This window comes from Gemmata sp. SH-PL17 (genome assembly GCF_001610855.1).
In the GTDB taxonomy this organism is placed as follows: Bacteria; Planctomycetota; Planctomycetia; order Gemmatales; family Gemmataceae; genus Gemmata; species Gemmata massiliana.
The window spans coordinates 1,819,164-1,846,104 of the sequence record NZ_CP011271.1; the positions used below are offsets into that span (position 1 = coordinate 1,819,164).

22 protein-coding genes and 1 pseudogene are annotated in these 26,941 nt (G+C 64.0%); 6 read left to right on the forward strand and 17 right to left on the reverse strand.

Going from position 1 to position 26,941, the window contains the following annotated elements; genetic code table 11:
* Nucleotides 1-29 precede the first annotated feature (29 nt).
* The gene (locus VT84_RS07445) at nt 30-590 is read left to right on the forward strand and encodes an inorganic diphosphatase (RefSeq protein ID WP_232069813.1); all 561 of its coding nucleotides are present in this window, start codon (nt 30-32) and stop codon (nt 588-590) included.
* Nucleotides 591-769: 179 nt separating this feature from the next.
* Nucleotides 770-1,588, forward strand: coding sequence for a hypothetical protein (locus VT84_RS07450; RefSeq protein ID WP_052559300.1), 819 nt, complete (start codon nt 770-772; stop codon nt 1,586-1,588).
* 58 nt (nt 1,589-1,646) lie between these two features.
* Here the strand turns inward: VT84_RS07450 and VT84_RS07455 are convergent.
* The 11 genes and pseudogenes from VT84_RS07455 to VT84_RS07500 form a co-directional block, all read right to left on the reverse strand.
* Nucleotides 1,647-2,096 (reverse strand): annotated as a pseudogene (locus tag VT84_RS07455) (NADAR family protein).
* A 178-nt stretch (nt 2,097-2,274) separates the two neighbouring features.
* Nucleotides 2,275-2,475 (reverse strand): IS3 family transposase, encoded by a 201-nt coding sequence (locus tag VT84_RS07460; RefSeq protein WP_052559304.1) that lies wholly within the window; start codon nt 2,473-2,475, stop codon nt 2,275-2,277.
* A gap of 77 nt (nt 2,476-2,552) precedes the next feature.
* Nucleotides 2,553-2,810, reverse strand: coding sequence for a transposase (locus tag VT84_RS07465; RefSeq protein WP_052559305.1), 258 nt, complete (start codon nt 2,808-2,810; stop codon nt 2,553-2,555).
* A gap of 48 nt (nt 2,811-2,858) precedes the next feature.
* Complete coding sequence (locus VT84_RS07470; RefSeq protein ID WP_239465724.1) at nt 2,859-4,991, reverse strand: c-type cytochrome domain-containing protein; 2,133 nt, start codon at nt 4,989-4,991, stop codon at nt 2,859-2,861.
* A 55-nt stretch (nt 4,992-5,046) separates the two neighbouring features.
* The gene (locus tag VT84_RS38255) at nt 5,047-5,325 is read right to left on the reverse strand and encodes a hypothetical protein (protein WP_157469298.1); all 279 of its coding nucleotides are present in this window, start codon (nt 5,323-5,325) and stop codon (nt 5,047-5,049) included.
* Entirely contained in the window at nt 5,318-5,962 is a 645-nt protein-coding gene (locus tag VT84_RS07475; RefSeq protein WP_082839100.1) for an HTH domain-containing protein, read from the reverse strand. Before VT84_RS07475 ends, VT84_RS38255 begins: the two co-directional genes overlap by 8 nt.
* A gap of 6 nt (nt 5,963-5,968) precedes the next feature.
* Nucleotides 5,969-8,380, reverse strand: a complete 2,412-nt coding sequence (locus VT84_RS07480; protein ID WP_082839101.1) for a DUF1549 and DUF1553 domain-containing protein — start codon at nt 8,378-8,380, stop codon at nt 5,969-5,971.
* 26 nt (nt 8,381-8,406) lie between these two features.
* Nucleotides 8,407-8,712: a type II toxin-antitoxin system RelE/ParE family toxin gene (locus VT84_RS07485; RefSeq protein ID WP_082839102.1), complete on the reverse strand. Its 306-nt coding sequence runs from the start codon at nt 8,710-8,712 to the stop codon at nt 8,407-8,409.
* Entirely contained in the window at nt 8,709-8,945 is a 237-nt protein-coding gene (locus tag VT84_RS07490) for an addiction module protein (protein WP_162271634.1), read from the reverse strand. The genes VT84_RS07485 and VT84_RS07490 overlap by 4 nt, the downstream gene beginning before the upstream one ends.
* A 37-nt stretch (nt 8,946-8,982) precedes the next feature.
* Nucleotides 8,983-11,475: a PPC domain-containing protein gene (locus VT84_RS07495; RefSeq protein ID WP_157469300.1), complete on the reverse strand. Its 2,493-nt coding sequence runs from the start codon at nt 11,473-11,475 to the stop codon at nt 8,983-8,985.
* Between the two features lie 98 nt (nt 11,476-11,573).
* Nucleotides 11,574-12,881 carry a DUF1501 domain-containing protein gene (locus VT84_RS07500; RefSeq protein WP_239465725.1) on the reverse strand — a complete coding sequence of 436 codons (1,308 nt, stop codon included), beginning with the start codon at nt 12,879-12,881 and terminating at the stop codon, nt 11,574-11,576.
* Nucleotides 12,882-13,438: 557 nt separating this feature from the next.
* Here VT84_RS07500 and VT84_RS40595 point away from each other — a divergent pair.
* From VT84_RS40595 to VT84_RS07520, 4 genes are all read left to right on the forward strand, one after another.
* A complete protein-coding gene (locus VT84_RS40595; protein ID WP_082839106.1) occupies nt 13,439-15,868 on the forward strand; it encodes a PSD1 and planctomycete cytochrome C domain-containing protein in 2,430 nt (809 codons plus the stop codon).
* A gap of 215 nt (nt 15,869-16,083) precedes the next feature.
* Nucleotides 16,084-17,511, forward strand: a complete 1,428-nt coding sequence (locus tag VT84_RS07510) for a DUF1501 domain-containing protein (protein WP_082839107.1) — start codon at nt 16,084-16,086, stop codon at nt 17,509-17,511.
* Between the two features lie 412 nt (nt 17,512-17,923).
* Nucleotides 17,924-19,726 carry a sulfatase-like hydrolase/transferase gene (locus VT84_RS07515; protein WP_052559321.1) on the forward strand — a complete coding sequence of 601 codons (1,803 nt, stop codon included), beginning with the start codon at nt 17,924-17,926 and terminating at the stop codon, nt 19,724-19,726.
* A gap of 134 nt (nt 19,727-19,860) precedes the next feature.
* Entirely contained in the window at nt 19,861-21,330 is a 1,470-nt protein-coding gene (locus VT84_RS07520; protein ID WP_204249724.1) for a glycosyltransferase family 2 protein, read from the forward strand.
* 151 nt (nt 21,331-21,481) lie between these two features.
* Here VT84_RS07520 and VT84_RS07525 read toward each other — a convergent pair whose 3' ends face one another.
* The 6 genes from VT84_RS07525 to rfbF all read right to left on the reverse strand — a co-directional run bounded on the left by VT84_RS07525 (nt 21,482) and on the right by rfbF (nt 26,845).
* Complete coding sequence (locus tag VT84_RS07525; protein WP_082839109.1) at nt 21,482-22,249, reverse strand: cephalosporin hydroxylase family protein; 768 nt, start codon at nt 22,247-22,249, stop codon at nt 21,482-21,484.
* A complete protein-coding gene (locus VT84_RS07530; protein WP_082839110.1) occupies nt 22,240-23,163 on the reverse strand; it encodes an NAD-dependent epimerase/dehydratase family protein in 924 nt (307 codons plus the stop codon). The genes VT84_RS07525 and VT84_RS07530 overlap by 10 nt, the downstream gene beginning before the upstream one ends.
* Nucleotides 23,160-23,693, reverse strand: coding sequence for a dTDP-4-dehydrorhamnose 3,5-epimerase (gene rfbC, locus VT84_RS07535; protein ID WP_052559326.1), 534 nt, complete (start codon nt 23,691-23,693; stop codon nt 23,160-23,162). Before rfbC ends, VT84_RS07530 begins: the two co-directional genes overlap by 4 nt.
* 169 nt (nt 23,694-23,862) lie before the next feature.
* The gene (locus VT84_RS07540; protein WP_052559727.1) at nt 23,863-25,089 is read right to left on the reverse strand and encodes a class I SAM-dependent methyltransferase; all 1,227 of its coding nucleotides are present in this window, start codon (nt 25,087-25,089) and stop codon (nt 23,863-23,865) included.
* A gap of 5 nt (nt 25,090-25,094) precedes the next feature.
* A complete protein-coding gene (locus VT84_RS07545; RefSeq protein WP_052559728.1) occupies nt 25,095-26,081 on the reverse strand; it encodes an NAD-dependent epimerase/dehydratase family protein in 987 nt (328 codons plus the stop codon).
* On the reverse strand, nt 26,078-26,845 hold the full coding sequence (gene rfbF / locus VT84_RS07550; protein ID WP_082839111.1) for a glucose-1-phosphate cytidylyltransferase: 768 nt from the start codon (nt 26,843-26,845) through the stop codon (nt 26,078-26,080). The genes VT84_RS07545 and rfbF overlap by 4 nt, the downstream gene beginning before the upstream one ends.
* Between the last annotated feature and the right edge of the window lie 96 nt (nt 26,846-26,941).

Consider the following 26,941-nt stretch of genomic DNA (forward strand, 5'->3'; position numbering starts at 1 on the left):
GAGAACTCGGACCCACGAAGGAACGACGTATGTTCGCTCGGCGCGACTACATCCGCGACTACATGATGATCCCGCCCGGCACCGGCGAGGCCGCAGTGGTGAACGTGATCGTCGAGATCCCGAAGGGCCGGCGCAACAAGTACGAGGTGGACAAGGTCACCGGTCTTATCAAACTCGACCGGTACCTGTACAGTTCCGCCGTGTACCCGGGGGACTACGGGTTCATCCCGCAAACGCTCGCCGAGGACGGTGACCCGCTCGACGCGCTCGTCATGGTGAACGAGGCGACGTTCTCGGGGTGCCTCATCGAGGCCCGCGTGGTCGGCATCTTCCGCATGAAGGACAAGGGGTTCAACGACTTCAAGGTGCTCGCGGTCCCGCACAAAGACCCGCTGTTCGCGCACATCAAGAAGCTCGAAGACGTGCCCGTTCACTTCGTGCGCGAGGTCGAGTTCTTCTTCACGACCTACAAGCAGCTCGAAGGGGTGTCGGTCGAGGCGCTGGGGTGGGCGTCGAGCGAAGAGGGAACGTCCGAAGTGCGGTCGTCGGTGGACCGGTTCCGCTCGTCGCTGGGCAACGTGCGCGACTGACCGGCACGACCAGGAATTAAAAGACACGCAGCGAAACGACGCGGGCCACCAAACTTGGTGGCCCGCGGCATTTCGTACTTATTCGGCCCGCAGTTCCTCCCTTAACCGCAATTACCTGCTCCCGACAGCGAATACGACTGAGGGATAAGGGCAGCCGGATTTCCGGCGAAGGGGATGCGATGCTTGAGAAGTATGCGGATCAAATTCTCGGCGCGGTGTTGACGGGAGGTGGTGCAGTGCTGACCGCAGCCCTCGCGTGGTCGTGGAAGCGAGCAAACGATTGGTGGAACCAGCCTCGTGTCGTCATCGAAGTGAGCAACGCCGAAGGGCACATCTACGAGAACGTGCTCATCAAAAGTTACCCCAACGGCGTTGGCGGTTCTCCAACGCAGATTAGACGGGATGCGATCTTCGTCCGGGCGAAGGTGACGAACAAGGAAGGCAAGTATCGCACACCGGGGAAGGCCACCGGCTGCGTCGGTTATTTGGCCGGGTTGGAACAATGGGACGTCGCCAAATGCGAGTTCTCGCCTACCAAGTACCAAGATTTTTTGCGTTTGGAGTGGAGCTTTAACAAAGAATCGCACGGCATGGACCTGCTGCCGGGAATCCCGGTGTGGCTGGATGTCGTCTATGTCCTGCCTCCGAAGATTGCGCTTGCTCCACAACTAACGCCGGAGGAACGGCAGAAGCGGACGATGTGGGATGAGCCGCAGAATCATGTGAATGAACCAACATTGCTGAAAATCGCGAGCAACCCACCCGTCCATCGTTACATGGAAGGGTTTGAAGTACCAGGCATGTACCGGGTGAAGGTGCAGGTGTCCGGAGAGAACTGCGGAGCACAGTCAGTTCAGTTCTACGTACTGATTCAGACTTGCTCAGTGAAGCCGGAGGTGCTGGACGAAATTTCGTGGCGGGGACGGCTTTCGGCCTTAGAGCAAATCCCCGTTGAACAGGTGCAAGCGTTCGTAGAAGCCAACTCTGACTCGAAATAGCGGAAGAAAGAAACAGCTTGCGAGTGCGGGCAAATTACCCCTCGACGGACACTCCGCGTCAGCGGAGTTCCTCACGCAACCGCATCAGGAGTTGGCCCAAGCGGTTCTTACCGCCCCCATCACCGCCGTCGGCCCAGTACGAATCGTTCGCGGTGTGTTCGACCAGTTTCGCGTCACCGGTACCGAGCAGAATCGCCTTCAGGTCGTCGTGCTGGGTGAACTTCGCCCGCAGCGCGTCGAGCATGATCTGGTCTTTCACGCTCTCCCAGTCGCGCCGGAGCGGGAGCTTGCGCGACCGCCCCATGTTGGCCGCGTCGCTCGGCCTCTTGCACATCCGAACGGCCTCTTCGTGGGCCGTACCCGCAAACTTCTGGGCCTAGAAGTAGTGTTCAGTGGTGGCCCACCGCTTCCCCTTCAGGTGGATCGAGTGCCGCGAGAAGTTCGAGAAGCACCCGTATTCACCGGTGGTGGAGTAGAACTCGATCACGGTCGGAACCGGCTCGCCCATGACGGTCTCCAGTGTTGGGAAGTGTGAACACTACCTCACCGGAGGACCGGGCACCGATGTCGGTTCGCGCGGCGCAGCGGACCGTGGCTATTTCACCATTCGGCGGAGTTCTTCGGTGTGTTTTTTGAACTCGGTCGTTTCGACGAGCGTGCCGAGCAAATCCCGAAGGGCAGCGGCTTTATCGTCGCGCCGTGCGATCTGAGACGCGCCCCTGCACGTCAAACTCTTCGGGCGACAAGAACCTCAGAGCGGACTGACGGCGAACGCGGTTGTAGAACGCCTCCGGGCACTTGAAGATCCCGGCCCGCGCCTGGTCGCGGGGCACGAACATCGGACCCGATGCCATCTCGTACTTGAGTCGTCCGAAGAGCGACCCCATCGGGGTGTTGCCCCAGCTCGGGCCGTAACTCGTCGTACCGGTCGAGCCGGTTGGTGACGGACGGCGGCGTAGATCCGCTATCCGAAGCCGCTCCAGCGGCGGAAGCGGTCGTACACCGACTGCCGCGGGCCGAATTCGTCCGGCACGTTCCGCCACCGGCCCCCGTCGGACCGCGCCCACTGGATGCCGTCGATCATCGTCCGATGGTCGTGCCACTGGCCGCCGCGCTTGCCCCGGTTGGTCGGGAGCACGTCGCGCAGGGCGGCCCACTGGTCGTCGGTCAGTCGGTACGTCGGGAGTCGGCCATCGGAATCCTTCGGGGGGTAGACGGGCATCTACCCATAGGATGGACCCGCGGCACAATTGGATTCACCAGACGCGGCCTAGTACTTCTTCGGCGCGGCCTTCAGTTGTTCGAGCGTCGCTTTTGCCGTAGCGATTTCGGCGTTGAGCGCGTCGAGCGCAGCTTTTGCGGGAGCGACCGCTGCATTGGCGGCATCAGCCGCGGCTTTTGCGGGAGCCACAGCGTCCGCGGCGGGCTTTTGCGTGGGCGTGAGCGTCGCCACTGTCTTTTGGTTGGCAGCGACCGTCGCCGTTGCGTCGGTGTACGCTTTCGATTGAGCCGCGTGCTTGTCGGTCGCTGCTTTGAGGGTGGCGGCGGTATCAGCTTGGGCCTTCTTCGCGACGGTCAGTTCCGCGTTGAGAGCGGCGAGTGCATCGGCCTTTTTCTTTGCTTGCGCGACGAGGTCCGCGTTCGCGGGCGTTTTTGTCGAAGCGTCGGTAATAGCCTTTGCCGCGACGGTTTCCGCGCTCACCACCGCTTCGAGAGCCGCGGCTTTGTTCGCCGCTGCCGTTGCGATTGGCGTCGCCTTGTCTACTTCGGCCTTCGCCGCGTCCATTTGCGGCTTAGCGGCGTTCGCCGCAGCGGTGAAGTCGGTCACGGCCTTGTTTGCTGCGGCCAGATCTGCGTTGATCTTGTTCACGTTCGCGACGGCCGCGTTATGGGCGTCGGTCGCTTGCTTCGCCTTGAGCGCGGCCGCATCGAACGCAGCTTGGGTTGGCTGAATCTTCGCGTTCGCGGCGGCGATGGCGGTTTCGGCCTTCTTCAGCCGTTCGGCGGCCGGGAGCGGGTTCGCGTCGAGCGTGGCGACCGCTTTTGCGTCGGCCGCAGTCCACGTTTTCACCACGCCGGACCAGTCCCCTGCGATCACGCGGGCGTTATCGTGCGTTACCGCGACCTTCAGCCCCAGATCCGGGAACGCCTCGAAGGTCTTCAGTGCGGTGCCGTTCTGGTCCCAGAATTTCGTGACCCGGTCGCGCCCGGTGCTGGCGAGCTTGCCGTCGTGCGTGAACTGCACGCTGGCCGCGCCACCGCCGTGCGCACCCCAGTTCTTGATGTTCCCGCCGTTTTCCATTTCCCAGAGCTTGATCGTGGTGTCCTCGCTGCACGTCGCGAGCACGTTGGAGTCGTCGCGCCACGACACGTCCGTAATCATCGCGGTGTGCCCGCGGAGGCTGAAGTACTCGCGCCCGGTGAACGCTTCCCACACGAACACGCCGCCGTTGCGGTCGCCGGTCGCCAGCAGCACGCCGTCGGCACTGTACTCGACCGCCGTGACCCAGTCGGTGTGTTTCTTGATCTCGCGGATCACCTTGCCGTCGGTGGTGGAGTAGATGCGCACGAGTTTCGACGGGCTGCCGACGGCGATCTGCGTTTGGTCCGCGGAAATGTCGGCCGCGAGGATCGCATCATTCTCGATGCCGACCTCGATCACCTTCTCGCCGTTCTCCACCTTGTAAAGCACGGCCTTACCGGACGACCCGCCCTTACCGCCCGCCACCAGCAGGAACCGGGCGTTGCGCGAGAACTTGATGCTGTTGATCTGCCCGTGCTCGAACGGGATGAACCCGATCAGCGCGCCGGTGTCGGTGTTGTACAGGATGACCTGCTTCTGCCCGCCGATGGCGACGAGGGGCGCCCACGGGCTGGTCGCCATCGCGAGGACGGCCCCCGGTCGGCGCGCGGTCACCACCGGATCGAGCTTCAGTTTGCCAACGGCCGGCATCGGCGGCGGGCCTTCCGGCCGGCCCTTCACGATGGACTTCAGCCCGATGTCGGCGGTGGGCTTGGGCATCACGGCCGTTTTGCTCCCGGCGTTCTCTCTCGCACCTTGCTCCACCCACAACTTGATGACCGCGAGTTGCGCGTCGGGCATTTTGTTCCCGTTGGGCGGCATCTTCGGTTCTTCGATGTGCGCGGAGAGCGTGTAGACGCGCGACTTCGCCGGGTCGCCCGGCTTCACCGCGGCGCCGGACGAGCCGCCCTTTTGCAGCGCGGCGAAGGTAGCGAGGTTGAGGTCGCCCTTCTGCTTGTCGTTGCCGTGGCAGTTCACGCAGTGCTGCTTGATGATGGGCAACACGTCGTCGTCGAAGGTCGGGTTCTTCGCGTCCGCGAGGACGCGGGCACCGCCCGCAAGGACCGTGACAACGGAACAGAGGAATGCCAGTTGCCGCATATCAAGAAGCCTCATTGAGATCAATCAAGGGGCAGATCACAAGTTCCGATTTTTATTATTCGTCTTCTGCGAATTCTGCCTCTGGATCATATGATTCTGCAATCTTGTTCAGAAATTCTGGTTTCAAATCGCTCAGTAAATCTTTTGCTGTCTCAAGGCGTTGAAGCAGCCGAGTATATGGTAAAAAGCGGCAGAGAGTATGAAGAGGCTTACGAAGTAAGCGAGAGAATGTTGGTCGGGCAACCTCGCGGGCAAACTTCCCAAATCGCTCATCGGGAGCAACTAGGTAGAGACGAATTTCAATATTAGGTTGCATCGCTACAAGGTCAGACATCCGGAGTAGGCCGGAGTAGGCCGGAGTAAATCGTTGACGTATGCTCGACTTCAAAACCTGCAATAATTGCTTCTCGATCCAACCACAAAACGTCAATATTCTCGATGGTCTTATTCGTCGCATTGTCGAACTGCGTGGGGAGCTTGTTCAGCATTCCCGAGACCGCGCCGAGTAGTTGGTTGTTCCATGCCCTACCTCGATCATTTTGTGGGCACCAAACACGTAAGCCCATTTGGGAGCCAAGATCGAGGAGGCGCCACTGGATCTCATAATGTGTTGGGCCTGGCGTTAGGTCGCGGTCCTCTTCCTCTTCGTCTCCGGGAACGCTGACGACTGTAGATGTCTTTCCTTTTGTAGATTGTATGCGGAATAAAGCTGGCTTAACACGCACAGGCGTGTCGAGAAGATTCCATTTCCCTCCATTGACGCGCGTGAAATATTTCATTTCACGCGCTGATGGGAAATTGAGATCGTTACAATGCCGGCGCAAAGTACTCGTGACGATAGCAAGTGGATTCTGGGCTTTGAAGTCGTAGAGCTTCTGCGCTCTGATTGCCGAGAGTATTTCCTCGGCAGTCAGAGGATTGCCTTGTGTACGCAATACTTGGGTAATGGCTTTGTGGATCGTGAGGGCCATGAAGCCTCAGTGGTTGAACATGAACTCGCGCGAGTTCATCACGGCCCAGAACACGTCTTCGAGCGCCTGTTTCTTGTCCTTCGCAGCGTCCACGATGGCGGTGAGGTTCTTCAGCTCTTCCGGCTTGGGGGCGCGCGTGAGACAGCGAACGTAGATCTGTTCGATGATCTGCGCCGGGGATTTCTTCTCCTGGAGCATCTTGCCTACTAGGTTGCCCTGCGCGATCTTCGGCTCCACGGTTTCGCCGTTCAGCAGGTGGAGACTCTGAGAGAGGGTCGGTTCGAGCCGCACCTCGCACGAGCACACCGTTTCGCGCGTGGGCCGGCCGAAGGTCGTGAGGAAGTACGTGCTCACGCCGCCGTCCGCGATTTGCACCGCCCGCGCGCCCAGCGGCAGCCCCTGGAACTTGTTCTTCGTGTCCGTCACCTGGGTGATGACGTCGAGCATCGTCTCGGCCCGGATCCGGCGGACCGGCCCGCGCGCGAAGTTCCGCGTGTCGCCCTCGTTGGTCTTCGTGGGCTGCGTGCTGCGCTGGTACGTCTGTGACGTGCAGATGTCTCGCACGAGCTTCTTGAAGTCGTACTTGTACTCAGTGAACTTCTTACCCAGGGTGTCGAGCAGCTCCTGGTTGCTCGCCGGGTTCGAGATGCGCACGTCGTCCACTTCGTTCACAATGCCCTGACCGAAGAAGTGGTTCCACACGACGTTCGAGAGGTTCTTGGCGAAGTACGGGTTGTCCGCGCTCGCGAGCCAGTTGGCCAGTACCGTGCGGCGGTCCTTCCCGTTCACGTCGGGGGCCGCGCCGCCGAGGAACTTGGACGGCATCGGGCGCCCGCGCACCGGGTGGTTCACCTCGCCGCCGCCGCTGTTGAACACGACCAGTTCGCGGGCGTCGTCCGTGCCCTTGCGCCCGATCTGCGTGAAGAAGCTCGCGAGCCCGTAGTAGTCGTCCATCGTCCAGCGGTCGAACGGGTGGTTGTGGCACTGGGCGCACTGGATGCGCATGCCCATGAACACCTGGGCGACGTTCTCCGTCACCTTCAGCACGTCGCGCTCGAGCTGGTAGTAGTTGGTCACGGGGTTCTTGAACGTCCCGCCGTTGGCCCCGAGCAACTCCTTCACCCACACGTCCGTGGGCACGTTCTTCGCGATCTTCTCCTGGAGCCAGCCGTAGTACAGGAGCATCGCCTTGTAGCTGACCTCGTTCGACGAGCGGATCTGGAGCAGTTCCGCCCACTTGAGCACCCACAGTTCCGCGAACTCCTTGCGGTCGAGTAACTCGTCGACGAGCAGGTCGCGCTTGTTCGGCAGCGCGGACACCATGAACCGGGCGTACTCTTCGGGCGTCGGCAGCCCGCCGATGATGTCCAGGTACACGCGGCGCACGAACGTCGCGTCGTCGCACACGCCGGACGGCTCGATGCGGAGCTTCTTCAGCTTGTTGTGAACGAGTGTGTCGATGTAGTTCGTTTCGGGCGCGTTGGGCCACGCGAACTTCAGATCTTTCGGCAGCGTGATGAACGGCACGCCGATGGTGAACGTGTAGAACCGGGCCATCACGAACGCTTCACCGCGCTCGCCCGCGGTCACGGCGCCAGAGTCGTCGATCTTCGCGGCCGTGTCGTTGTTGGTGAGGAAGAGCGCGAGGCTCGTTACGTCGCGGTCGGTGCCGTCCGAGTACTTCGCCCGGACCACGATGCGCTGCTTCTCGCTCTTACCGTCGAGCACCGCACTCGGCGGGAACACTTCCATGCTCACCGGCAGTGCGATCGTGGGCGCATCCATCGGGGCGTCGGCCTCGAGCCAGCGCGTGATCGTCTGGTAGTACTCGTCGCCCTCTTTGATCTTCCCGCCGCCGGTGTGGGCGACCTTGCCCGTCGCTTTTTCGAGCAGCGTGCTCTCGGCCGGGAGCGCGAGGTTGATGCGCCGACCGTTGAGTTCGCGCGTGAGCCGGAAGTGGTCGCCCTCGGGGTCGAAGCCGAACAGCGACAGCCGGAACCCGTCCTTCCCGCGCGCGGCCCCGTGGCACCCGCCGGTGTTGCACCCGGCGCGCATGAACACGGGCATCACGTCTTGCTTGAAGGAGATCGCGCGATCGTCCTTCGCCTTCGTGACCTTCACGGGCACCTTGACCGTTTGCCCGTTGAACGCGACCGCCATTTCCGTGGCCCCGTCCGCGACGGGCAGGACGTGGAACTTGTCGAGCTTCACGAGCGCGGGGTTCGCGAACGTGATTTGCGCCTGGGCGGTGACGTCCCGCGTGATGCCGTCGGGCTGCGTGAGCTGCACCACGAACGATTGCCGGTCGCGGCTCGTTTCGAGGTTGATGTCGGGCGGGTAAACGGCGATCGTTTGGGCGAACGATTCACCGCCGAACGCGCAGAGGGCACAGAGCGAAAGCAGGTGAGCAAGGCGCATGTCAGAAAGCCTCATGCGGTGGGTCTTCACACGTCGTTCAGTCGGTCGAGCCAGTAGCCCGGTTTTCGTCGTTGGTTCACGACCGCGATCACGTGAGCCGCGGCATCTCGTTCGATGAAATAGACCGCGAACGGGAACCGGTTGAGGAGCCGGCGCCGCGCGGGACCACCTTTGTGGAGGGCAAACATCGTGGGCACGTTGCCGATCTGGGTGAGAGCGGCTTCGATTTCAGCCCGGAACCGTTCGCCGTAACCGGTCCTACGCGACTCATAGAAATCGGCCGCGTCCTCGATCTCCGTTTCGGCTTCCGGGTGCAGGATGACCGGTTTCATTTTGCGTACTTCGCCCGGAGCCGTTCCATCACTTCGTTTGCGGGTACTCCCTTCACCCGCCCACTATCCATCTCCTCGATTCGGCGCCGGAGCATCGCATCAAACTCTGGATCGTCTTCCGATACCGTACTCACAGTCGGCAACGAATCGAAGAGCGTGCCCAGTAGTTCCCACCGCTCGGTTTCGGGGAGCTCGAGCAGAGCGGTTTTCAGTTTCTCGGTGTCTTCGCTCATGGCTTCTCCGTGTCGAGTGGGCGAACGCCTCATCTTATCACGGCTTTTTCGGTTCTTCTTTCTTGGGCGGCGGTTGCGTGCCGCCGGCCGCGGCCTTCTCGCGCTCCTCGGCTTCCTTGCGGAGCTGTTCGAGGCGCGTGAGCCGCTTTTCGGGAGTCGCTGGTGTCGGGGTGGGCGGCTTCGGCGTCATCGGGGTTGGTTGCGGTGTCGGTGTAGCCGCGGCCTTCGGCGGGAGCGGGGCGTCGATGCGGAGCTGCGTACCGCCGGTATTCCCCGTAATGAGTTCGCCACCCTTGTCGATCACCACCTGTGCGAAGACGTTGTGCTGACCGATGGGGCTGGTCTTGTCTGCGACGATCGGGAACGCGATCTCCTTCGTGTCCTTCGTCACTTCCAGTACCTGAGTCGTGACTTTGGCTGGGAGGCCGTAGACCGTCACCTTCGCCTTGCCCTCGAACGGCCGCGTCACCGCGACCTTGCAGAACAGTTGCGTTTGTCCGCCCTGTTCAACGGCCGGGCGCTCCATCGCGAGCGTGACGACGGGGGCCGCGACTTCGAGCGCGAACAGTTGGCTCGAAACCCAGACCGGGCCTTTGCCCGCGTCCGCCACCGCGTGGACCGCGGTCTTCCACTTGCGGGCGCCCGCGTCCGGGGCGGCGTTCATCGGCAGCACGGTTTCCGTCTGGCCCTCCGGGATCACCGCGGAGCCTTGAATGCCCATGCCCGGCGGGGTCCACAGCGGGAACACCGTGATCGCGCCCTTGAAGCCCGCGGCGCGCTTGGCGACGACGCGGAGGTTGAACGAGCCGTTCTGCACGAGCGGCACCTTCGGCTCGATCACCTCGATCGAGTACGGTGCGACCTCACCGACTGCGACCGCGGTACGGGTGATTTCGTGCCGCGCGTACACAGTCTGGTTCGGCGGGCCGAGAACGAGCGCTGCATCGAGCGACAATTTGTACGGCGCTTTCACGTTGGGGTCGGGGTGGACCGCGGTGATCGCCGCGAGGTGCCCCGCGGTCGGAGCGTCCGGCTTGGCGTCGAGCACCACGGGAATGACGTTCAACCCAGCTTCCATTTGCTCCGCGGTCAGCGTGACGCCCGCGGGGAGCTTATCCAGCCCGATGTTGAGCGGGCCGCCGAAGTCGGCGCGGTTCGCGATCACGAGCACCGCGTTCCGCCCGCCCTTCGGAACGGTAATCGTTTGGCGATCCTGGTTCGCGGGGTTGTTGCCGTCCACCTTCGGAATGGTGGTGCTGATCGAAGCCGCGACCGGCGTCAGTTCGATGCGGTAGAAGTAGTCCGCGCCGCCCTTCTTCAGGTGGTCGTAAACCCAGAGCGTGTAGTCGCCGTCGGCCGGGATCGTGATGCGGAAGTAGCTGTCCGGGGTGCCGTTGTCGTCGTTGGCGGCGATCACGCCACCGGTCGCGTTGCCGAAGTAGAGCACCGAGTCGAGGGGCGAGCCGAGTTGCCGGGCGAAGCACCGGGCGTCGAATACCTGACCCTTCTTCGCGCTGAACTTGAAGTAGTCGACTTCGTTCGGGGTGCTCACGACGCCGTTGAACGCGCCCGGTGCTGTGCCAGGGCTGGCGGTCGCGGGCGTGCCATTGTTCGGCGTTTCGAGTGCGTTGGGCAGGTTCGCGATACGGAACTTGAAGCCGGTGGGGTGAATGCCTTCAGGCGCCTGGCAGTGCAACCGCCACTGGTCGTCTGGGTTTGCAGGGAGCTTGACCTTTTGCTTGATCGGGCCGGACGGATCGCCGAGGAAGGTGACTTCCAGTTCTTCGCCCGGTTTGCCACCTGCTGGCACAACCGCTGTAGGCCGCGGGAAGTTACCGATGTGCAGACGGTACTGGCACGCGCCGTTGCCGCCGTAAGCACTCTCGCGGATCTGAACGATGTACTTGCCGTCGGCCGGGATCACGACCGAGCACCCGCCGTCCTGCGCGCTGAGCGCGGAGTCGTCACCGGTCGCGAGTTCAAACCGCTTCGCGTCGAGAATCGCGACGTAGGGATCGAAGAACGTGACGCCCAGACGCATACCTTCGACTTCGACCGAGAGACGCTGCCCCTTCTTGCACTCGACAACGAAGTAGTCCTGGTCTTCCGCCTGCACGACGCCGTGAACGGTCACGTTCAGCGGGATCGGTTGCGGTTTGTCGAAATCGTTGTTCGGCTCGACCTCTTCCACAACGGGAAGAGCCCCGACCCAGAACGTCCGCACTTCCGAGATACCCGAGGCCGTCCGAACACGGAAAGCGTGCTCGCCGAGGGGACAGTCCGGGGCGATCGTGACCGTGGCCTTCAGCGTCGCGTCGTTGACAACTTCGAGCTTCTTGACCGCGATGCCGGGGTAGTAGACGAGCACTTCCTGCGCGTCCGCGAGGCGCCCGCCGGAGAACGTGAGTACGGCTTCGGTGCCGCGCTGAGCACCGCGCGGCTGGATTCCGCCCACCGAAGGGGAGGCCGCCGAAACGGAACCGCAGATCACGCAGATTGCGCAGATGGAAAGCCAAAAACGGGAAATCATGGTGTTGGACCCAGCGAACCCCGCCCGCAAGGGCGGGGGTAAGGTGAGCAAGTGTCAGGAGAACAACACCCCCACCCTTGCGGGCGGGGTTCACCTGACTACGCCAACAGTTCCTTGCGGGTCTTCCCCTCGCGGACGATGTCGATCGGGCGGTCGCCGGGCGACATCAGCTTCTTGGTCGCGTCGATGCCCAGGCAGTCGTAAACGGTGTGCGCGAGATCCTCGACCGTCAGCCCGTCCTCGTCCGGCTCGCTGGCGGTCGCGTCGGATTTGCCGTAGATGAAGCCCTTCTTGATGCCGCCCCCGGCGAGCACCACGCTGAACACCTTCGGCCAGTGGTCGCGGCCGGCGGTCCCGTTGATCTTCGGGGTGCGCCCGAACTCGCTCGACACCATGATGAGCGTGCTGTCGAGCATCCCGCGCTGCTTCAGGTCGGTGACGAGGGTCGCGAACGCCTGGTCGAATTGCGGGAGCTGGCCCTTCGTGCCGTTGATGATGTCGTTGTGAAGGTCCCACCCGCCGTAGGTGAGCGTGACGAACCGGACGCCGCCCTCGACGAGCCGGCGGGCCATCAGCATCCGCTGCCCGGCGGCGTTGCGGCCGTAGGCGTCGCGGAGCTTGCCCTCTTCCTTGTTGATGTCGAAGGCGTCGCGGGCCTTCTCGCTGGAGATCAGGCCGTAGGCGCGCTGGTAAAAGGTGTCCATCGCATCGATATTGTCCGACTTCTCTTTACCGGCGAAGTGGGCGTTCACCGCGTCGAGCATGTTCCGCCGGGTGGCGAACCGGTCGGGCGTGACGCTCCCCGGGAGGCTGAGATCCTGCACGCGGAACCCCCCGTTGGCCGGGTCGCTACCCAAACTGAACGGCGCGAAGGACGACGACAGGTACCCGCTGCCCGCGTCGTTCGCCGGCAGGTTCGGCACCGCGACGTAGGGCGGGAGGTTGTTCCGAACTCCGAGTTCGTGACTGACCACGCTACCCATACTGGGGAACTTGAGCGCAGGGCTGGGGCGGTAGCCGGTGAACATGTTGTGCGTGCCGCGCTCGTGGGCGGCTTCGCCGTGGGTCATCGCCCGGCACACGGCGATCTGGTCCGCGATCGCCGCCGTCTTCGTGAGGCACTCGTTGAAGACCTCGCCCTCGATCTTGGTCTTCACGGTGCCCATCTGCCCGCGATACTCGACCGGCGCGAACGGCTTCGGATCCCAACTCTCTTGGTGGGCCTGGCCGCCGGGCAGGAAGATGTGGATGCACGCTTCGGCCTTCGGCTTCTTCTTCCCGGCCGGTTCCGCGGCCTGGAGCCGCATGTACTGGTCGAGGGTCAGGCCGAGAGCACCAATTGCCCCGACGTGCAGGAAGCTTCTCCGGCTGAGCGGCGAACCCATGCAACGAGACAGCAAGTTCATCGGCAGGACTCCTGTCGGAAAGAGTGCGTGATGTTATTGGGGCGGGTCAGTTTCAGGGTGTCGGACGTAGAACGCAGGCTCGGGCCTGGGGAGGGCAGGCAGCGCGGTTATTGGCAGGACGTCAAAACGTGGCAGCGCGCGAACGCCGTGGCAGCGTCATTCGCGCAGGTAGAACATAGGCGGTCGGAGAGCGGTAGTCAATTCATTCCTTTGGTCCCCACAGAAATTACCCAGACGGTAAGGTCGAGTGGTTCTGATGGGGCCAAAGTATGAGAGCACGCGGCCTTTACGGAATACAGGGGCCGGGCGAACAGCCGTTAAAGGCGATACTGCTGCCGGTTGTTCGAGAGCTTCAGCTCGTCGTGAACTTCAAAAATGACGGTGAGAAATTCGCAGCGGTGAGGTCCGTGAAACACAGAGCCGGCTCTGTGCCAAGTCCGGGCTGCCGTCCCGTCAATTGTTCGCGAGTCTGTCATTTTCTTGAACGCGGGGCGCGAATCGTTTAGTGTGTCTGCGCCCCCCGCGCTCGCACTCCGCCTTCCTCGGAACGCCTTCCCATGCGGTTCTTCCTCTCTCTCTTGGCTTTGGCCCCGTGTTCGGTCCGCGCCGCGGAGCCGGTCGAGTATCGCAAGGACATCAAGCCCCTGTTGCAAGAGCGCTGCTACGCCTGCCACGGCGCGCTGGCACAGAAGGGGAAACTGCGCGTCGATAGCGGAGCGTATTTGCTGAAGGGTGGGGCGGTCGTTCCCGGGAAGCCCGATACCAGCGAACTCGTTCTGCGTGTCGTTTCCGATGATGAAGCGCAGCGGATGCCGCCAGAAGGCCACCCGCTCAAACCCGAACAGATCGCGAAGTTAAAGGCGTGGATCGCGCAGGGCGCGAAGGTGCCGGCCGACGACGCGCCCGAACCGGACCCGCGCGATCACTGGGCGTTTCGGGCCCCTGTGCGCTCGAAAATGCCCGCGAGCGCGGATCGCAGTACACAGAACGCGAACCCGATCGATGCGTTCGTGACGGCCCAGCGGCAGAAGCACGGACTCACCCCCGTCCAGCCCGCGGATAGGGGCGTGCTCCTGCGCCGAGTGTACTTGGACCTCATCGGTTTGCCACCCACTGCGGCACAAACGGATGCGTTCGTGAGGGACACGTCCCCCGACGCTTACGAGAAGGTGGTCGATCAGTTGCTCGCGTCGCCCCAATACGGCGAGCGCTGGGGGCGGCACTTCCTCGACATCTGGCGCTATTCCGACTGGTGGGGGCTGGGATCGGAACTCCGCAACAGCCAGCGGCACATCTGGCACTGGCGCGACTGGACCATTGAGAGCTTCAACGCCGACCTCGGTTACGACGAGATGATTCGGCAAATGCTCGCCGCCGACGAACTGTACCCCACCGAGCCGAAGAAACTCCGGGCGACGGGGTACCTCGCGCGATCGTACTTCCTGTTCAACCGCACGTCGTGGCTCGATGAGGTCGTGGAGCACTCGGGTAAGGGGTTCCTCGGGCTGACGCTCAATTGCTGCAAGTGCCACGACCACAAGTACGACCCGATCAAGCAGGCCGACTACTACCAGTTCCGCGCGATCTTCGAGCCGTATCAGGTCCGCACCGACGTGGTACCGGGCGAACCGGACGTGACGAAGGCCGGTATCCCGCGCGTGTTCGACTGCAACCTCGATGCGAAGACACCGTTCCACATTCGCGGCGACGAGCGCAACCCGGACAAGGACCGCGTGGTGCTTCCGGGCCTCCCGCAGTTCCTCGCGGCCGGTGGGCTGAAGATCGCGCCGGTCCAACTCCCCGCGGAGTCGCACGAACCGCTCCGGCGCGCAGAAATTGCAGAGACTTATCGCGTTGTGGTCGAAACGAGATTGAAGGAGGCCAAAGCCGCTCTCACGCACGCAGAAACCGTGGCGAGTCGCGGAGCGTTTCAGAGTTGGCGCGTGCTCCCGGCTCGTGCGGCTCACACCGCTGCGGTCAGGGAACGCGATGCGCTCGACGCAGCCATGCGCGACCCGAAGAGCGCGCCCACAAGTTACCGCGGCGCGGTGAAGAGTGCTGAGTCGAACGTGGAGGACGCCAAGTCGCAGGGGCGGCCGTTCCCCAATACGAGCACCGGGCGCCGAACTGCGCTGGCGAACTGGATCGCGGACGCGAAGAACCCGCTCACGGCTCGTGTCGCGGTGAACCACCTGTGGGTGCGGCACTTCGGCGTGCCACTCGTGCCCAGCGTGTTTGAGTTCGGTCGTAAGGGGGCGCTGCCGTCGAACCCGGAACTGCTCGACTGGCTCGCGTGCGAACTGGTCAACCCTCAATACAGAGTTGGCAGCAGCGCGAAACCGTGGAGTTTCAAACACCTGCACAAACTCATTGTAACGAGCAGCACGTACCGGCTCTCCTCGTCTGCCGCGGGTGCTGACGCGAACGCTCAGATCGACCCCGAGAACAAGTACCTCTGGCGCATGAACCCGGTTCGCATGGACGCGAACACCGTTCGCGACAGCCTGCTCCACCTAGCCGGTGATCTCGACCTCACTCAAAGCGGCCCGCCGGTGCCGATGCCCCAGCAGGAGGCGTCGCGGCGCCGGTCGCTGTACTTCTTCCACTCGCACAACGAGCACAACAAGCTGCTCGACATCTTCGACAACGCGAACGTGCTGGAGTGCTACCGGCGCAGCGAGAGCATCGTACCGCAACAGGCGCTCGCGCTGTGGAACAGCAAACTCGCGCAAACGATGGCCGCGAAGATCAACGACCAACTCCACGCGCGCCTCAAGGACGCCGACGATACGCGCTTCGTGACGGCCGCGTTCGAGACGGTTCTGGGCACGTCACCCACAAAGGACGAACTCGTGACGTGCCTGGAGACGCTCACGGAGTTGCGTGCCGTGCTCAAGGACGCGAAGGAGCCCGAGAGGGGCAAACGTGCCCGGCTCCAGGTGGTCCAGGCACTCATCAACCACAATGATTTTGTCACCGTCAGGTGACACCGCATTTTGTAGCCCCGGTAGGGGCGACAGATGGTAGCCAGGGGTGGAGCGAAGCTCCACCCCTGGCGGACAGCCAACCACAAATCCGGTGACCGACGCGCGATGTGCGCCGTTGGTCCGCGATGTCTCGCCAGGGGTTTCGCGTTGCTTCACCCCTGGCTACTCGCCCGCGCCCCTTTCGGGGCTGAAAAGCGAATTCGCACGGTGCCCTTATGAACCGCCGCTCTTTTCTCAACGATTCGTTCCGGAGCTTTTCGGGACTTGCTCTGGCGGCCATGCTCCACCGCGACGGGTACTCCGCCGAGGATAAGTGGGCACCGCCCGACGGCAAACCGCACCACGCGCCGAAAGCCAAGTCCGTCATCTGGCTGTTTATGAACGGCGGTGTCTCGCACATGGAGACGTTCGACCCCAAGCCCGCGCTCACGAAGTTCGCCGGGAAGACCATCAAAGAATCGCCGGTCCCGGACGCGCAAGACCCGGAGAAACTCAAACTCGCGCGCGTGACGGTCGTCAACGACGCGAACGGCCAGCAGCGGAACAAACTCTACCCGCTGCAAGTGGGCTTCAAGAAGTACGGCAAGTCGGGCATCGAGTTGAGCGACTGGCTGCCGCATACGGGATCGTGCATTGATGACATCGCGCTGATCCGATCGATGTGGACGACCGATGACAACCACGGCGCGCAAACGCAGTTCCACACCGGCCGGCACATGCTCGACGGCGAGTACCCGACGCTCGGCGCGTGGGTGCATTACGGCCTTGGCACGCTCAACGAGAACCTGCCGCAATTCGTCTCGATGGGATTCCGCGAATACTGGAACATCAAGGACGGCCACTACCTCGGCCCGGCCCACGACGCGGTGCCAATGCGCGTCGATCCCGCGAACCCGCTGGACTATGGCAAACCGGAAGTGCCGGTCACGGCGGCCGAGCAGAAGGCCGGGTTCGCGTTGTCGGGCAAGCTGAACAAGCTCCGCGAGAAGCAGTACCCCGGCGACGCGGCCCTCGACGCCCGCATCAAGAGCTACGAACTCGCGTTCCGAATGCAGAAATCGCTGCCGGAGGTACTCGACTTCGCGAAAGAGACCGTGGAGACGCAAAAACTGTACGGCCTCGATCGGCCCGAGACGAAGGCGTTCGGGATGCAACTGCTCGCGTCGCGCCGGTTAGTGGAACGCGGCGTGCGGTTCATTCAGATCCAGCACGGTGCCGGCGGCGCCGGTGTGTGGGACGCGCACGGCGGGCTGAAGGCCAACCACGCGAAGAACTGCCTCTCGATCGACCAGCCGATCAGCGGGTTGCTCAAAGACCTGAAACGCACGGGGCTTTTGAAGGACACGATTGTTGTGTTCTGCACGGAATTCGGGCGCACGCCGGGCACCCAGGGCAGCGACGGGCGCGACCACCACATCTACGGCTTCAGTACGTGGATGGCCGGTGGCGGGCTGAAGGGCGGGATCGTTCACGGGGCAACGGACGAAATCGGCTTCCACGCGGTCGAAAACCGGCACTACGTCACCGACGTCCACGCGACGATCCTGCACCAGTTGGGCCTGGACTCGCGCAAACTCGAAATCCCCGGGCGCAAGCGCCTCGACATCGATCACGGGAACGTGATTAAGGAGATTTTGTCGTAGAGTCGGCACCACTCGCCGGACCGTGCTCAACCTCGTGGTCTTTTCGCAGAGATGCGGGGCGATTTCGTGTGGGCGGGTACTGGGGCTCCCGTTCGTTAACACTCGTCGTTGGCCCGGAGCTTTCTTGGCGAACGGCCGGTGCTGTGTGAACGCAAGAAACATTTTTGACAGGATTAACAGGATCAACCGGATCAAGACCGAATGCGACGTTGTCTTTTGAATCCTGTCGATCCTGTTAATCCTGTCAAAAAATGCTTCTGTATTCTTGGCGAACCGCGAGTGCCAACGAACAGGCGGGTTTACGCAACTACGAGAACTCAACGGCCCCAGCTGAGGCGCCCGGGCGCTCGGGGCGCGGGTTTGTTATGGTGGTGCTTTCGCAGGGTGATCGGCCCGAATTGGAGCGTTCCTGATGTTCCGCCTCTCCTTCGCGTTGTGCTTTCTTTGTCTGGGCAGTTCGCTTTTACCTCTTCGGGCGGCCGACAAACCCAATGTCGTGCTGATCGTGATCGACGATTTGGGCCAGCGCGATCTCGGGTGTTACGGGAGCACGTTTTACAAGACGCCGAACATCGACCGCGCGGCGAAGGAGGGCGTGCGCTTCACGGACGCTTACGCCGCGTGCCCGGTGTGCTCCCCGACGCGGGCCAGCATCCTGACCGGGCGGTACCCACAACGAACAGGCATTACCGACTGGATTCCCGGGCGCAAAGACGCGCCGGACCAGCGGCTCAATCGCCCTGAAATCCGGAACGAACTGCCGCTCGAAGAAACCACGATCGCGAAAGTGCTTCAGCAGAACGGGTACGCCACCGCGCTTATTGGGAAGTGGCACCTCGGCCGGAAGGGGTTCGAGCCGGAGAAACACGGCTTCGACGTGAACATTGCCGGCGACGAGACCGGTACCCCGCGCAGCTACTTCGCCCCCTTCGAGAACAAGCTCGGCAAGATGCCGGGGTTGGAAAGCGCGAAGGAGGGCGAGTACCTCACGGACCGGCTCGCGGCCGAGGCCGAAGGGTTCATCGAGAAACACAAGGACAAACCGTTCTTCCTCTATTTGCCGCACTACGGGGTTCACACGCCACTTAAAGCGCCGCAAGCGCTTGTCGACAAGTACAAGGCGACGCCGACGCACGGTAGGCAGAGTAATCCCGTGTACGCGGCGATGGTCGAGAGCATGGACGCGGCCGTCGGGCGCGTGCTGAAGAAGCTCGATGACCTCAAACTCTCCGACAACACACTCGTCATCTTCACGAGTGACAACGGCGGACTGGCGACGCTCGAAGGGATGCCGTTCGCACCGACCATCAACTCCCCGCTGCGCGAGGGAAAGGGCTACCTCTACGAAGGGGGCGTCCGCGTGCCGCTCGTCGTGAAGTGGCCCGGTAAAGTGAAATCGGGCACAACGGACCAAGTGGCGTGTAGCATCGACTTCTTCGACACGATCCTGGACGCGACCGGTACGAAGAAACCCGCGAATCTCAAGACAGACGGAGTGTCGCTCCTGCGCACAGTCACGAGTTGCGACGCGCTTGCTCCGCGTGCGATCTATTGGCATTACCCGCACTACGCGAACCAGGGCGGTCGACCCGGCGGCGCGGTGCGGTCCGGGGATTACAAGCTCGTCGAATACTACGAGGACGGGCGCCGGGAACTCTTCGACGTGCGCAAAGACCTGTCCGAGTCGCGTAACCTCGTCAACGACGCGCCCGAGACCGTGAAGGCGCTGGCCGAGGCGCTCGATTCGTGGCGAAAAGAGGTCGGGGCGAAGATGCCGACGCCGAACCCCGATTACCGTCCGAACCCGCCCGACAAAGACGGCGTGATTACGATGCCCGCGCGGACCGCGCTCGTGAAGGGTGTGATGCTGAGGTTCGAGCCGCTCCCGCACAAGAACACGCTCGGGTTCTGGGTGAACAAGGACGATTCGGCCGCGTTCGATTTCACGGTCGAGAAGGGCGGGGCATTCACGGTGGAAGTATTCCAGGGGTGCGGGAAGGGGAGCGGCGGCGCGGACGTGGAACTCGCGGTCGGGGACGAGAAGGTCGTTTTCACCGTGAAGGATACGGGCGGGTTCCAGAACTTTGAGGCCCGCGCGGTCGGCACACTCAAGATCGAGAAGGCGGGGCGGTACACGATGACCGTGCGCGCGAAAACCAAGCCGGGCGTCGCGGTCATGGACCTCCGTCAGATCGTGCTCCGACCCGCGAAATAACGCTTGGTGCTTCAATCCGGGCACGGTGCGCGGTTGGGGTTGCTCGTTTTTCGAGCAACTGTTACACCCCTGTACCTGATTTGAGCGAACGGGCGGCAGGATTGTCAGCCGCACGGGGGTTCATGATGTCCGCGGTGAAGTTTAGCGTAGTGATCCCGACGCGGGAGCGCGCCGAGACGCTCCGGTTCGCACTGCGCACGTGCCTGGACCAGACGTTCGACGACTACGAGATCATCGTTTCGGACAACTTCAGCTCGCCCGCAACGAAGGCCGTAGTCGACGAGTGCGGATCGCCCAAAGTGCGGTACGTGCGCACGTCCGAGCCGGTGGCGATGAGCACGAACTGGGAGTTCGGGCTCTCACACACCCGGGGCGAATACGTTCTCCTGATCGGCGACGACGACGGGCTGCTTCCCCACGCGCTAACCGAACTGGACCGGCTCTCGCGCGAACCGGGGGCGCGGGTCATTCGGTGGAGCCCGATTTATTACACCTGGCCGAACGTGGCACTTCCGGGCCAGGGCGATTACATCGAGATGTCGTTCGGGTGTACGCTGCGTCACCGCGACGGGCGCACGGTGATCCGCGAGGTGGCGGCGTTCCGCGAGTTCTACACGGCGCTGCCAATGCTGTACAACGCGGCCGTTCACCGGGACGTGCTCGCGACCCTGCGGGCGCGGGCGGGCCGTGTGTTCCCGCACCCGGTTCCAGACGTGTACTCCGGGTTCTCCATCGCGCACGCGGCCGAGCGGTTCCTTTCGACCGCGGTCCCGATGTCGGTTTCGGGCCAGTCCGCGGCGAGCAACGGAATCGCGACCCTGTTCAACCGCGGGCGCAACGCGATCGACCGCGAGTTCCACGCGCTCAACGCCCGCGACGGGCTGCGGTCCGAGCCGACGGTGCCGGACCTGCCCGTGTACCCGCACGTTCCGGTCGCCGACGCGTTCGCGTTCGCGAAACGGACTCTGTTCCCGGACCTCGACGCGGACCTGGACCGGCGGGCGCTGGCCCGCGTGTGCGTGACCAACGCCCGCGTCTCGCGGGACGATTGGCCGGCGGCGCTGGTGGCCATTCGTGATTCGTTCGCGGACGATCCTGAGTCACAAAAATGGTTCGACGCGGAACTCGCCGCAACGCTGTATACGCCTCCGGCGCGGGTCCAATTGCGCCCGGAGCGCTTGGGTTTTGATGGCCGGCTCCTGCACCTGGACGCCGCCGCGTTCGGGGTTTCTGATGTGGCCGGGGCCGCTCAGTTGTGTGCGCACCTGCTGAACTACCGCGACCAGCCGGTGCAGTACTCGCACTCCGAGGACGACCGGCACATCGCGGCGATGAAGATCGCCGACCTCGCGCACGTGTGCAACGAGCGCGAGCGGGCCATTTTGCGAGTCCACCTGTCTTCGACCGACCTGATCCAAACTGTACACCGGCTCCAGGGCGTGTGCGACGAGCGCGAAAAGATCATCCTGCGCGCGGACGCTCAGACACGCGAGCTGAACCGGCAACTCCGCGAGGAGCGGCGGTGGTCGCTCAAGCGCCCGCTCCTGGCAGCAAAGCGCTTGCTCACCCGTGCTATCGGTCGAGTTCCTGTCCCGAAAGTGTGACGCACGTCGCGCGAATCAAACGATCACTTCTGATCGGCCGAAAAGAAACTGACAGGATTAACACGGTGAGCAGGATAACGCACCTCGACTTGGTGCGCTTTGAATCCCGTCGATCCTGTTAATCCTGTCAAAACACTTTGCGTAATCTCCCTTACGCGACCCGGCGCAGATAGGCCGACGGCCAGTGTGTGACGTGCTGTGTGATCTTCCCTTCGTTGAACAGGAACCCCGGTTCTTCGAGTGAGAAGTGCGGGTTCGCGGTTGCGAACTCGCGGGCCGCTTCCGAGGGGTTGTCCCATTCCCAGCCCGGCTTCGACCCCGGGCGCCCGGCCACCAGGCTCATGATGCCGTCGGTCGCCACGATGTACGACCCGGGGCTCACGAACCCGGCGTACAGGTCCAGTTCCGCCCGCACGTGCGCCTTCGTGTGGTTCGAGTCGAGCAGAACAAGTACCCGCTCCCCGGGGCGGATCAGCGAGCGCACGCGGTCCACTGTCTCCGGGGCGGTAGAACTGCCCTCGACGAGCGTGATGTAGCCCGTGAGCGGGTGGGCCTCGATCGCGGTCCGGTTGTGCGGCCGGATCTCGATGTCCACGCCGATCACGCGCCCGCGGTCGGTCGCCTTGCACAGGCTCGCGTAGTAGACCAGCGACCCGCCGTGCGCGACCCCGGTTTCGAGGATCACGTCCGGTTGCACCCGGTGAATGATCTCCTGAATGCGAATCATGTCTTCGGGCAACTGGATGATGGGGCGCCCGAGCCAGGTGAACCCGTAGGTGTACTTCTGGGTCCACCCGACGGTGAGCCAGTGCTCGGTGATGAGCCGGAACGCCTCGGGCGAGTCGAGCGGGTGGTCGTGCGGCCCGTTCGCGGTCTGTTCGGTGACGGTCCGCGCGTCCGTGTCGATGATTAGCCGCATTTGCGTACTCCTTCACTTCCCGTTGTGCGCCACCAGCCCACGGTTTCGCGTAGTCCGCGTGCCAGTTCGATGTGCGGGTGCCACCCGAGTTCGTTCCGAAGGCGCCCGGCGTCGGCCACCAGTAACGGCGGCTCGCCCGCGGGCGTTTCGCGCGCTCCGAGTTGCACCAGGTCCGGGCGCCCGCACGCGCGGGCCACGTGCCCGATCACGTCCCGGACCGCGACCGCGGAGCCGGAGCCGATGTTCACGGGACCGGTCAGTTCGCTCCGCACGAGGGCCATGAGCGCGTCGGCCGCGTCCTCGACGTGGAGGAAGTCGCGCTCCTGTGTGCCCGTGGAGCACGCGGCCGGGGTTCTGGCGAGTAACGCGCGCGCGACCGACGGAACCAAGCGCGCCGGGTGTTCGCCCGGGCCGTACAGGAAGAACAGGCGCCCGCGCGCGACGTTTATGCCGCGTGCTGAACCGAGCGCCTCGGCCCATTTCCCGAATTCGAGTTTGCTGCGGCCGTAAGTGGTGCGTGGGCGCGTCGGGGTGTCGCGCTCGTGGCACACTCCGCCCGCGCCCCAATCGTACTCGGCGCACGACCCGGCGACGACTGCACGCTCCCCGCCGTACCGCGCGAACGCGAGGAGCAGGTGCTTCGACGCCTCCGCCCAGCGGTGATTTTCAGGCGAGGTCCAGTACACGCCGGGGGTCGCGACCCACGCCAGGTGGAGCAGGTGCGTCGGGCGGACGGTTTCGATCAGGCGCGCGGTCTTATCCGTGTTCAGAAGGTCGCACGGGTGGAACGACACCCCCGCGTGTGCCCCGCGAGTCGCGCGGGCCGTCGCGTGGACCTCGAAGTGGTACCGAGCGAGCCGCACGACGGGTTCGCCGATGAACCCCGTCGCACCGGTAACGAGCAGCCGCTTCATATCGGCAGATCCGGGAATGACAGGTCGCGGGGGGCGATGACGCGCTGCGCACACGCCGGCCACGCGATGCCCAGCGCCGGGTCGTCCCAGCGGGCGCCGCGGGCCGCGTCCGCGACGTAGAACGCGGACATCTGGTAGAACAGTTCGGTCCCGTCGGCGAGCGTTTGGAACCCGTGCGCCAACCCGCCCGGAATGTACACGGCTCGCCGGTTCTCCGCGGTGATCTCCACCGCGACCCACTTCCGGTACGTCGGCGAATCGGGCCGTGGGTCCGCGATCACGTCGAGAGCCGCGCCGCTCGTACAGCGCACAAGCTTCACCTCTTCGTGCGGCGCGGACTGCCAGTGCATCCCGCGGAGCGTGCCGGCCCTCGTGTTGAACGACACGTTGCACTGGACCCAGTCGGTACAGAGACCGTGTGCGGCGAACTCGTCGCGGCAGTACGTCCGCGCGAACAGTCCGCGATCGTCGGCCCTCGGCTCCGGCTCGATCACGAACACGCCCGGCAACTCGGTGGAGAGAAATCGCATGGTTACGTGGGTGAGAGAAAAGCGCCGCGGATCACGCAGATAACACGGATCAAGACAAGAGAATTAAAACGTGCGATAATGGCGCGCTGAGTCATCCGCTTTCGTGCCTCTGTTCTTCAGTCTTGATCCGCGTTATCTGCGTGATCCGCGGCGCTTTTCTCCACCTCCCTTATGCGACACGCGGGAGCGGTACGGGCAGGATGAACCGGCCGCCGCGGTTCTGGTACTCGGTCTGCTGCTTCAGGATCTCGTCCGCGAAGTTCCACGTCAGCAGCAGCGTGTAATCCGGCATGTCTTCGAGCAGCTTTTCCGGCGCGTGGATCTGGAGCCGCGTGCCGGGAGTGAACTTACCTTGCTTGACCGTGCTCCGGTCCACGATGAAGTCGAGCGTTTCGGGGCCGATGCCGCAGAAGTTCAGGAGCGTGCTCCCCTTCGCCGACGCGCCGTAGGCCGCGATGCGCTTGCCTTCGCTTTTGAGGCGCTTTAGCAAGTCGCGCAGGCCGTGCTTGATCGCCGCGACGCGCTCCGCGAACGCACGGTACGGCTCGAACGTGCCCACGCCCCAATCCGCTTCTTCGGCCAGCAAGTTCGTGACGCGCGGGGACACTTCGTCGACGCTCTCGACGGGCGCCGCGAACAGTCGGAGCGAGCCGCCGTGGATCGGCACGCGCTGCACGTCGCGGATCACGAGATCGTGTCGGCGGAAGCAGGCGTCGAGGGCGGTGAGCGAGAAGTAGCAGAGGTGCTCGTGGTAGATCGTGTCGAACTCGCAGTGGTCGAGCATGTCCTTGACGTAAGGGGCTTCGATCACCGCGACGCCGGTCGGCTTCAGTACCGCGCGGATACCGGCCACGAACCCGTTCAGGTCGGGGACGTGGGCGAGCACGTTGTGCGCGTGGAACACGTCGGCCCGGTAGCCCTCGGCCGCGAGCTGTTTCGCGTAGGAGCGCCCGAAGAACTCGGCGCGCGTCGGGATGTTGTGGCGCTCGACCGCGATGCGGGCGATGTTGCGGGCCGGCTCGATTCCCAGCACGCCAACCCCGGCGCCGGCGTAGTTCTTGAGCAGGTACCCGTCGTTGCTCGCGGCCTCAATGACGAGGCTGTCAGAGCCGAGCTTCTCGGCGCGAATCAGATCGCGCGCGAGATCGGCCGCGTGCCGGAGCATCGTGTCCGAGAAGGACGAGAAGTACACGTAGTCGCGGAACAGGTCTTCGGGCGGCACCTCGGCGGTGATCTGCACCAGCGCGCACCGGGGGCACACCGCGAGGTCCAGCGGGAACGTCGCCTCGGGCGCGCCCAGATCGTTCGCGCCGCGGAGGGCGTTCGCGAGGGGCGTGTTGCCGAGCGAGAGCACCGGCGCGAGCGGGGCGCTCCCGCACGACCGGCAAGCGGGAATGGCGGTCACGCGGCTTTCCTCGTCGCCAGGAAGTTTCCGTACCAGGGCACCGTCCTGCGCAGCCCTTCGTCCAGGGTGAACAGCGGGTGCCAGCCCAGGCGCTCGCGCGCCTTGCGGGCGCTCAGGCTCTGGTGCTTGATCTCGTGGCTCGCCTCGTTGCGCACGTCGGGCGTCAGGCGCGATCCCGTGAGGTCGAGGAGCTTCTGCACGAGTTCGAGGACGGTGACCTGCGTCTCGTTCGAGAAGTTGAACGCCTCGCCGTGCAGCGACGGGTCGGCCGCCATTTTCTCCGCGAGCATGAGGTACGCCGCGGCGCCGTCCTCGACGTAGAAGTAGTCGCGGATGTGGCTGCCGTCGGAGCGGATCACCGGGCGCTCGCCGCGCTGGACCGAGCGGATCGTCCCGGGCACGATCCGGTTCCAGTTCAGGTCGCCGGGGCCGTAGAAGTTGCCGCACCGCGTGATCGCGACCGGCAGGCCGTAGGTGGTCGCGTAGGACTGCGCGATGAGGTCCGCGCACGACTTGCTGACGTCGTAGGGGTGCCGCCCCTGGAGCGGGGTCGTCTCGTCGTAGGGCAGCTTGTCGGCATCGCCGTAAGCTTTGTCGGACGACGCCAGAACGATCTGCTTCACGCGCGGGCTGCGCCGGCACGCTTCGAGCAGCGCCCACGTGCCCGCGATGTTGCTCTCGAACGTCGCGACCGGGTTCCGGTTCGCGACCGGGACCAGCGTCTGTGCCGCGAGGTGGATCACGGTGTCGATCTCGTACTCGCCGCACACGCGCTCGATCAGCTCCTGATCGCACACGTCCCCGCGCACGGTCTTCACTTGCGGGAGCAGCCCGCCGCGCACCAGCTCGCTCTCGGGAACCCAGTCGCGCACCAGGCACACGACGTCCGCCTGCGCGCGCAGCAGCCGGCGCACGACCCAGCCCCCCACGAGGCCGGTCCCACCGGTTACGAGCGTCGGACGGTCCTGCCAGAACCCGCTCATGCGGCCCTCCACGGTGCGCGGCCTTCCTGCCACAATGCTTCCAACTGCCGCTTGTCACGGAGCGTGTCCATGCACTGCCAGAACTTGGCGTGCTTGTACGCGGCCAGTTCGCCGTCGGCCACGAGGCGCGGGAGCACGTCGTTCTCGAAGCTCTCGTCGTCGCCGCCGATGTAGTCGAGCACCTTCGGCTCGAGCACGAAGAACCCGCCGTTGATCCACCCGTCGCCGGTTTGCGGCTTCTCGGAGAACGCACTCACGAGGTCGCCGTCGAACCGCAGCTCGCCGAACCGGGCCGGCGGGCGCACGGCGGTCACGGTCGCGAGTTTGCCGGTCGCGCGGTGGAACCGGAGCAGCGCCTGCACGTCCACGTCGCTCACCCCGTCGCCGTAGGTGAGCATGAAGGTGCCATCGTTCACCCACGGGGCCGCGCGCTTCACGCGCCCGCCGGTGTTCGTGTGCAGCCCGGTATCGAGGAGGTGAACGGTCCAGTCCACGTCGACCGTTTCGTGGTGCGAGACCTCGCCGCGCGCCAGGTTCACCGACAGGCTGCCTATGTACCGCGCGTACTCGATGAAGTACCGCTTGATGACGTCGCTCTTGTACCCGAGCGCGACCACGAACTCGGTCACCCAGTGGGCCGCGTAGTGGCTCATGATGTGCCAGAGGATCGGGCGCCCGCCGATCTCGACCATTGGCTTCGGCCGGGTTTCGGTTTCTTCGGCGAGCCGGGTACCGAGCCCCCCGGCAAGAATGACCGCGCGCATGAAAGATCCGCCGTCCTTGACGGAATAGGTGTCGGTCGCACAGAGCCGGTGACTTTACCCCGTTTACCCCAGCGCCCGCAAGCCCGACTTGGTTAC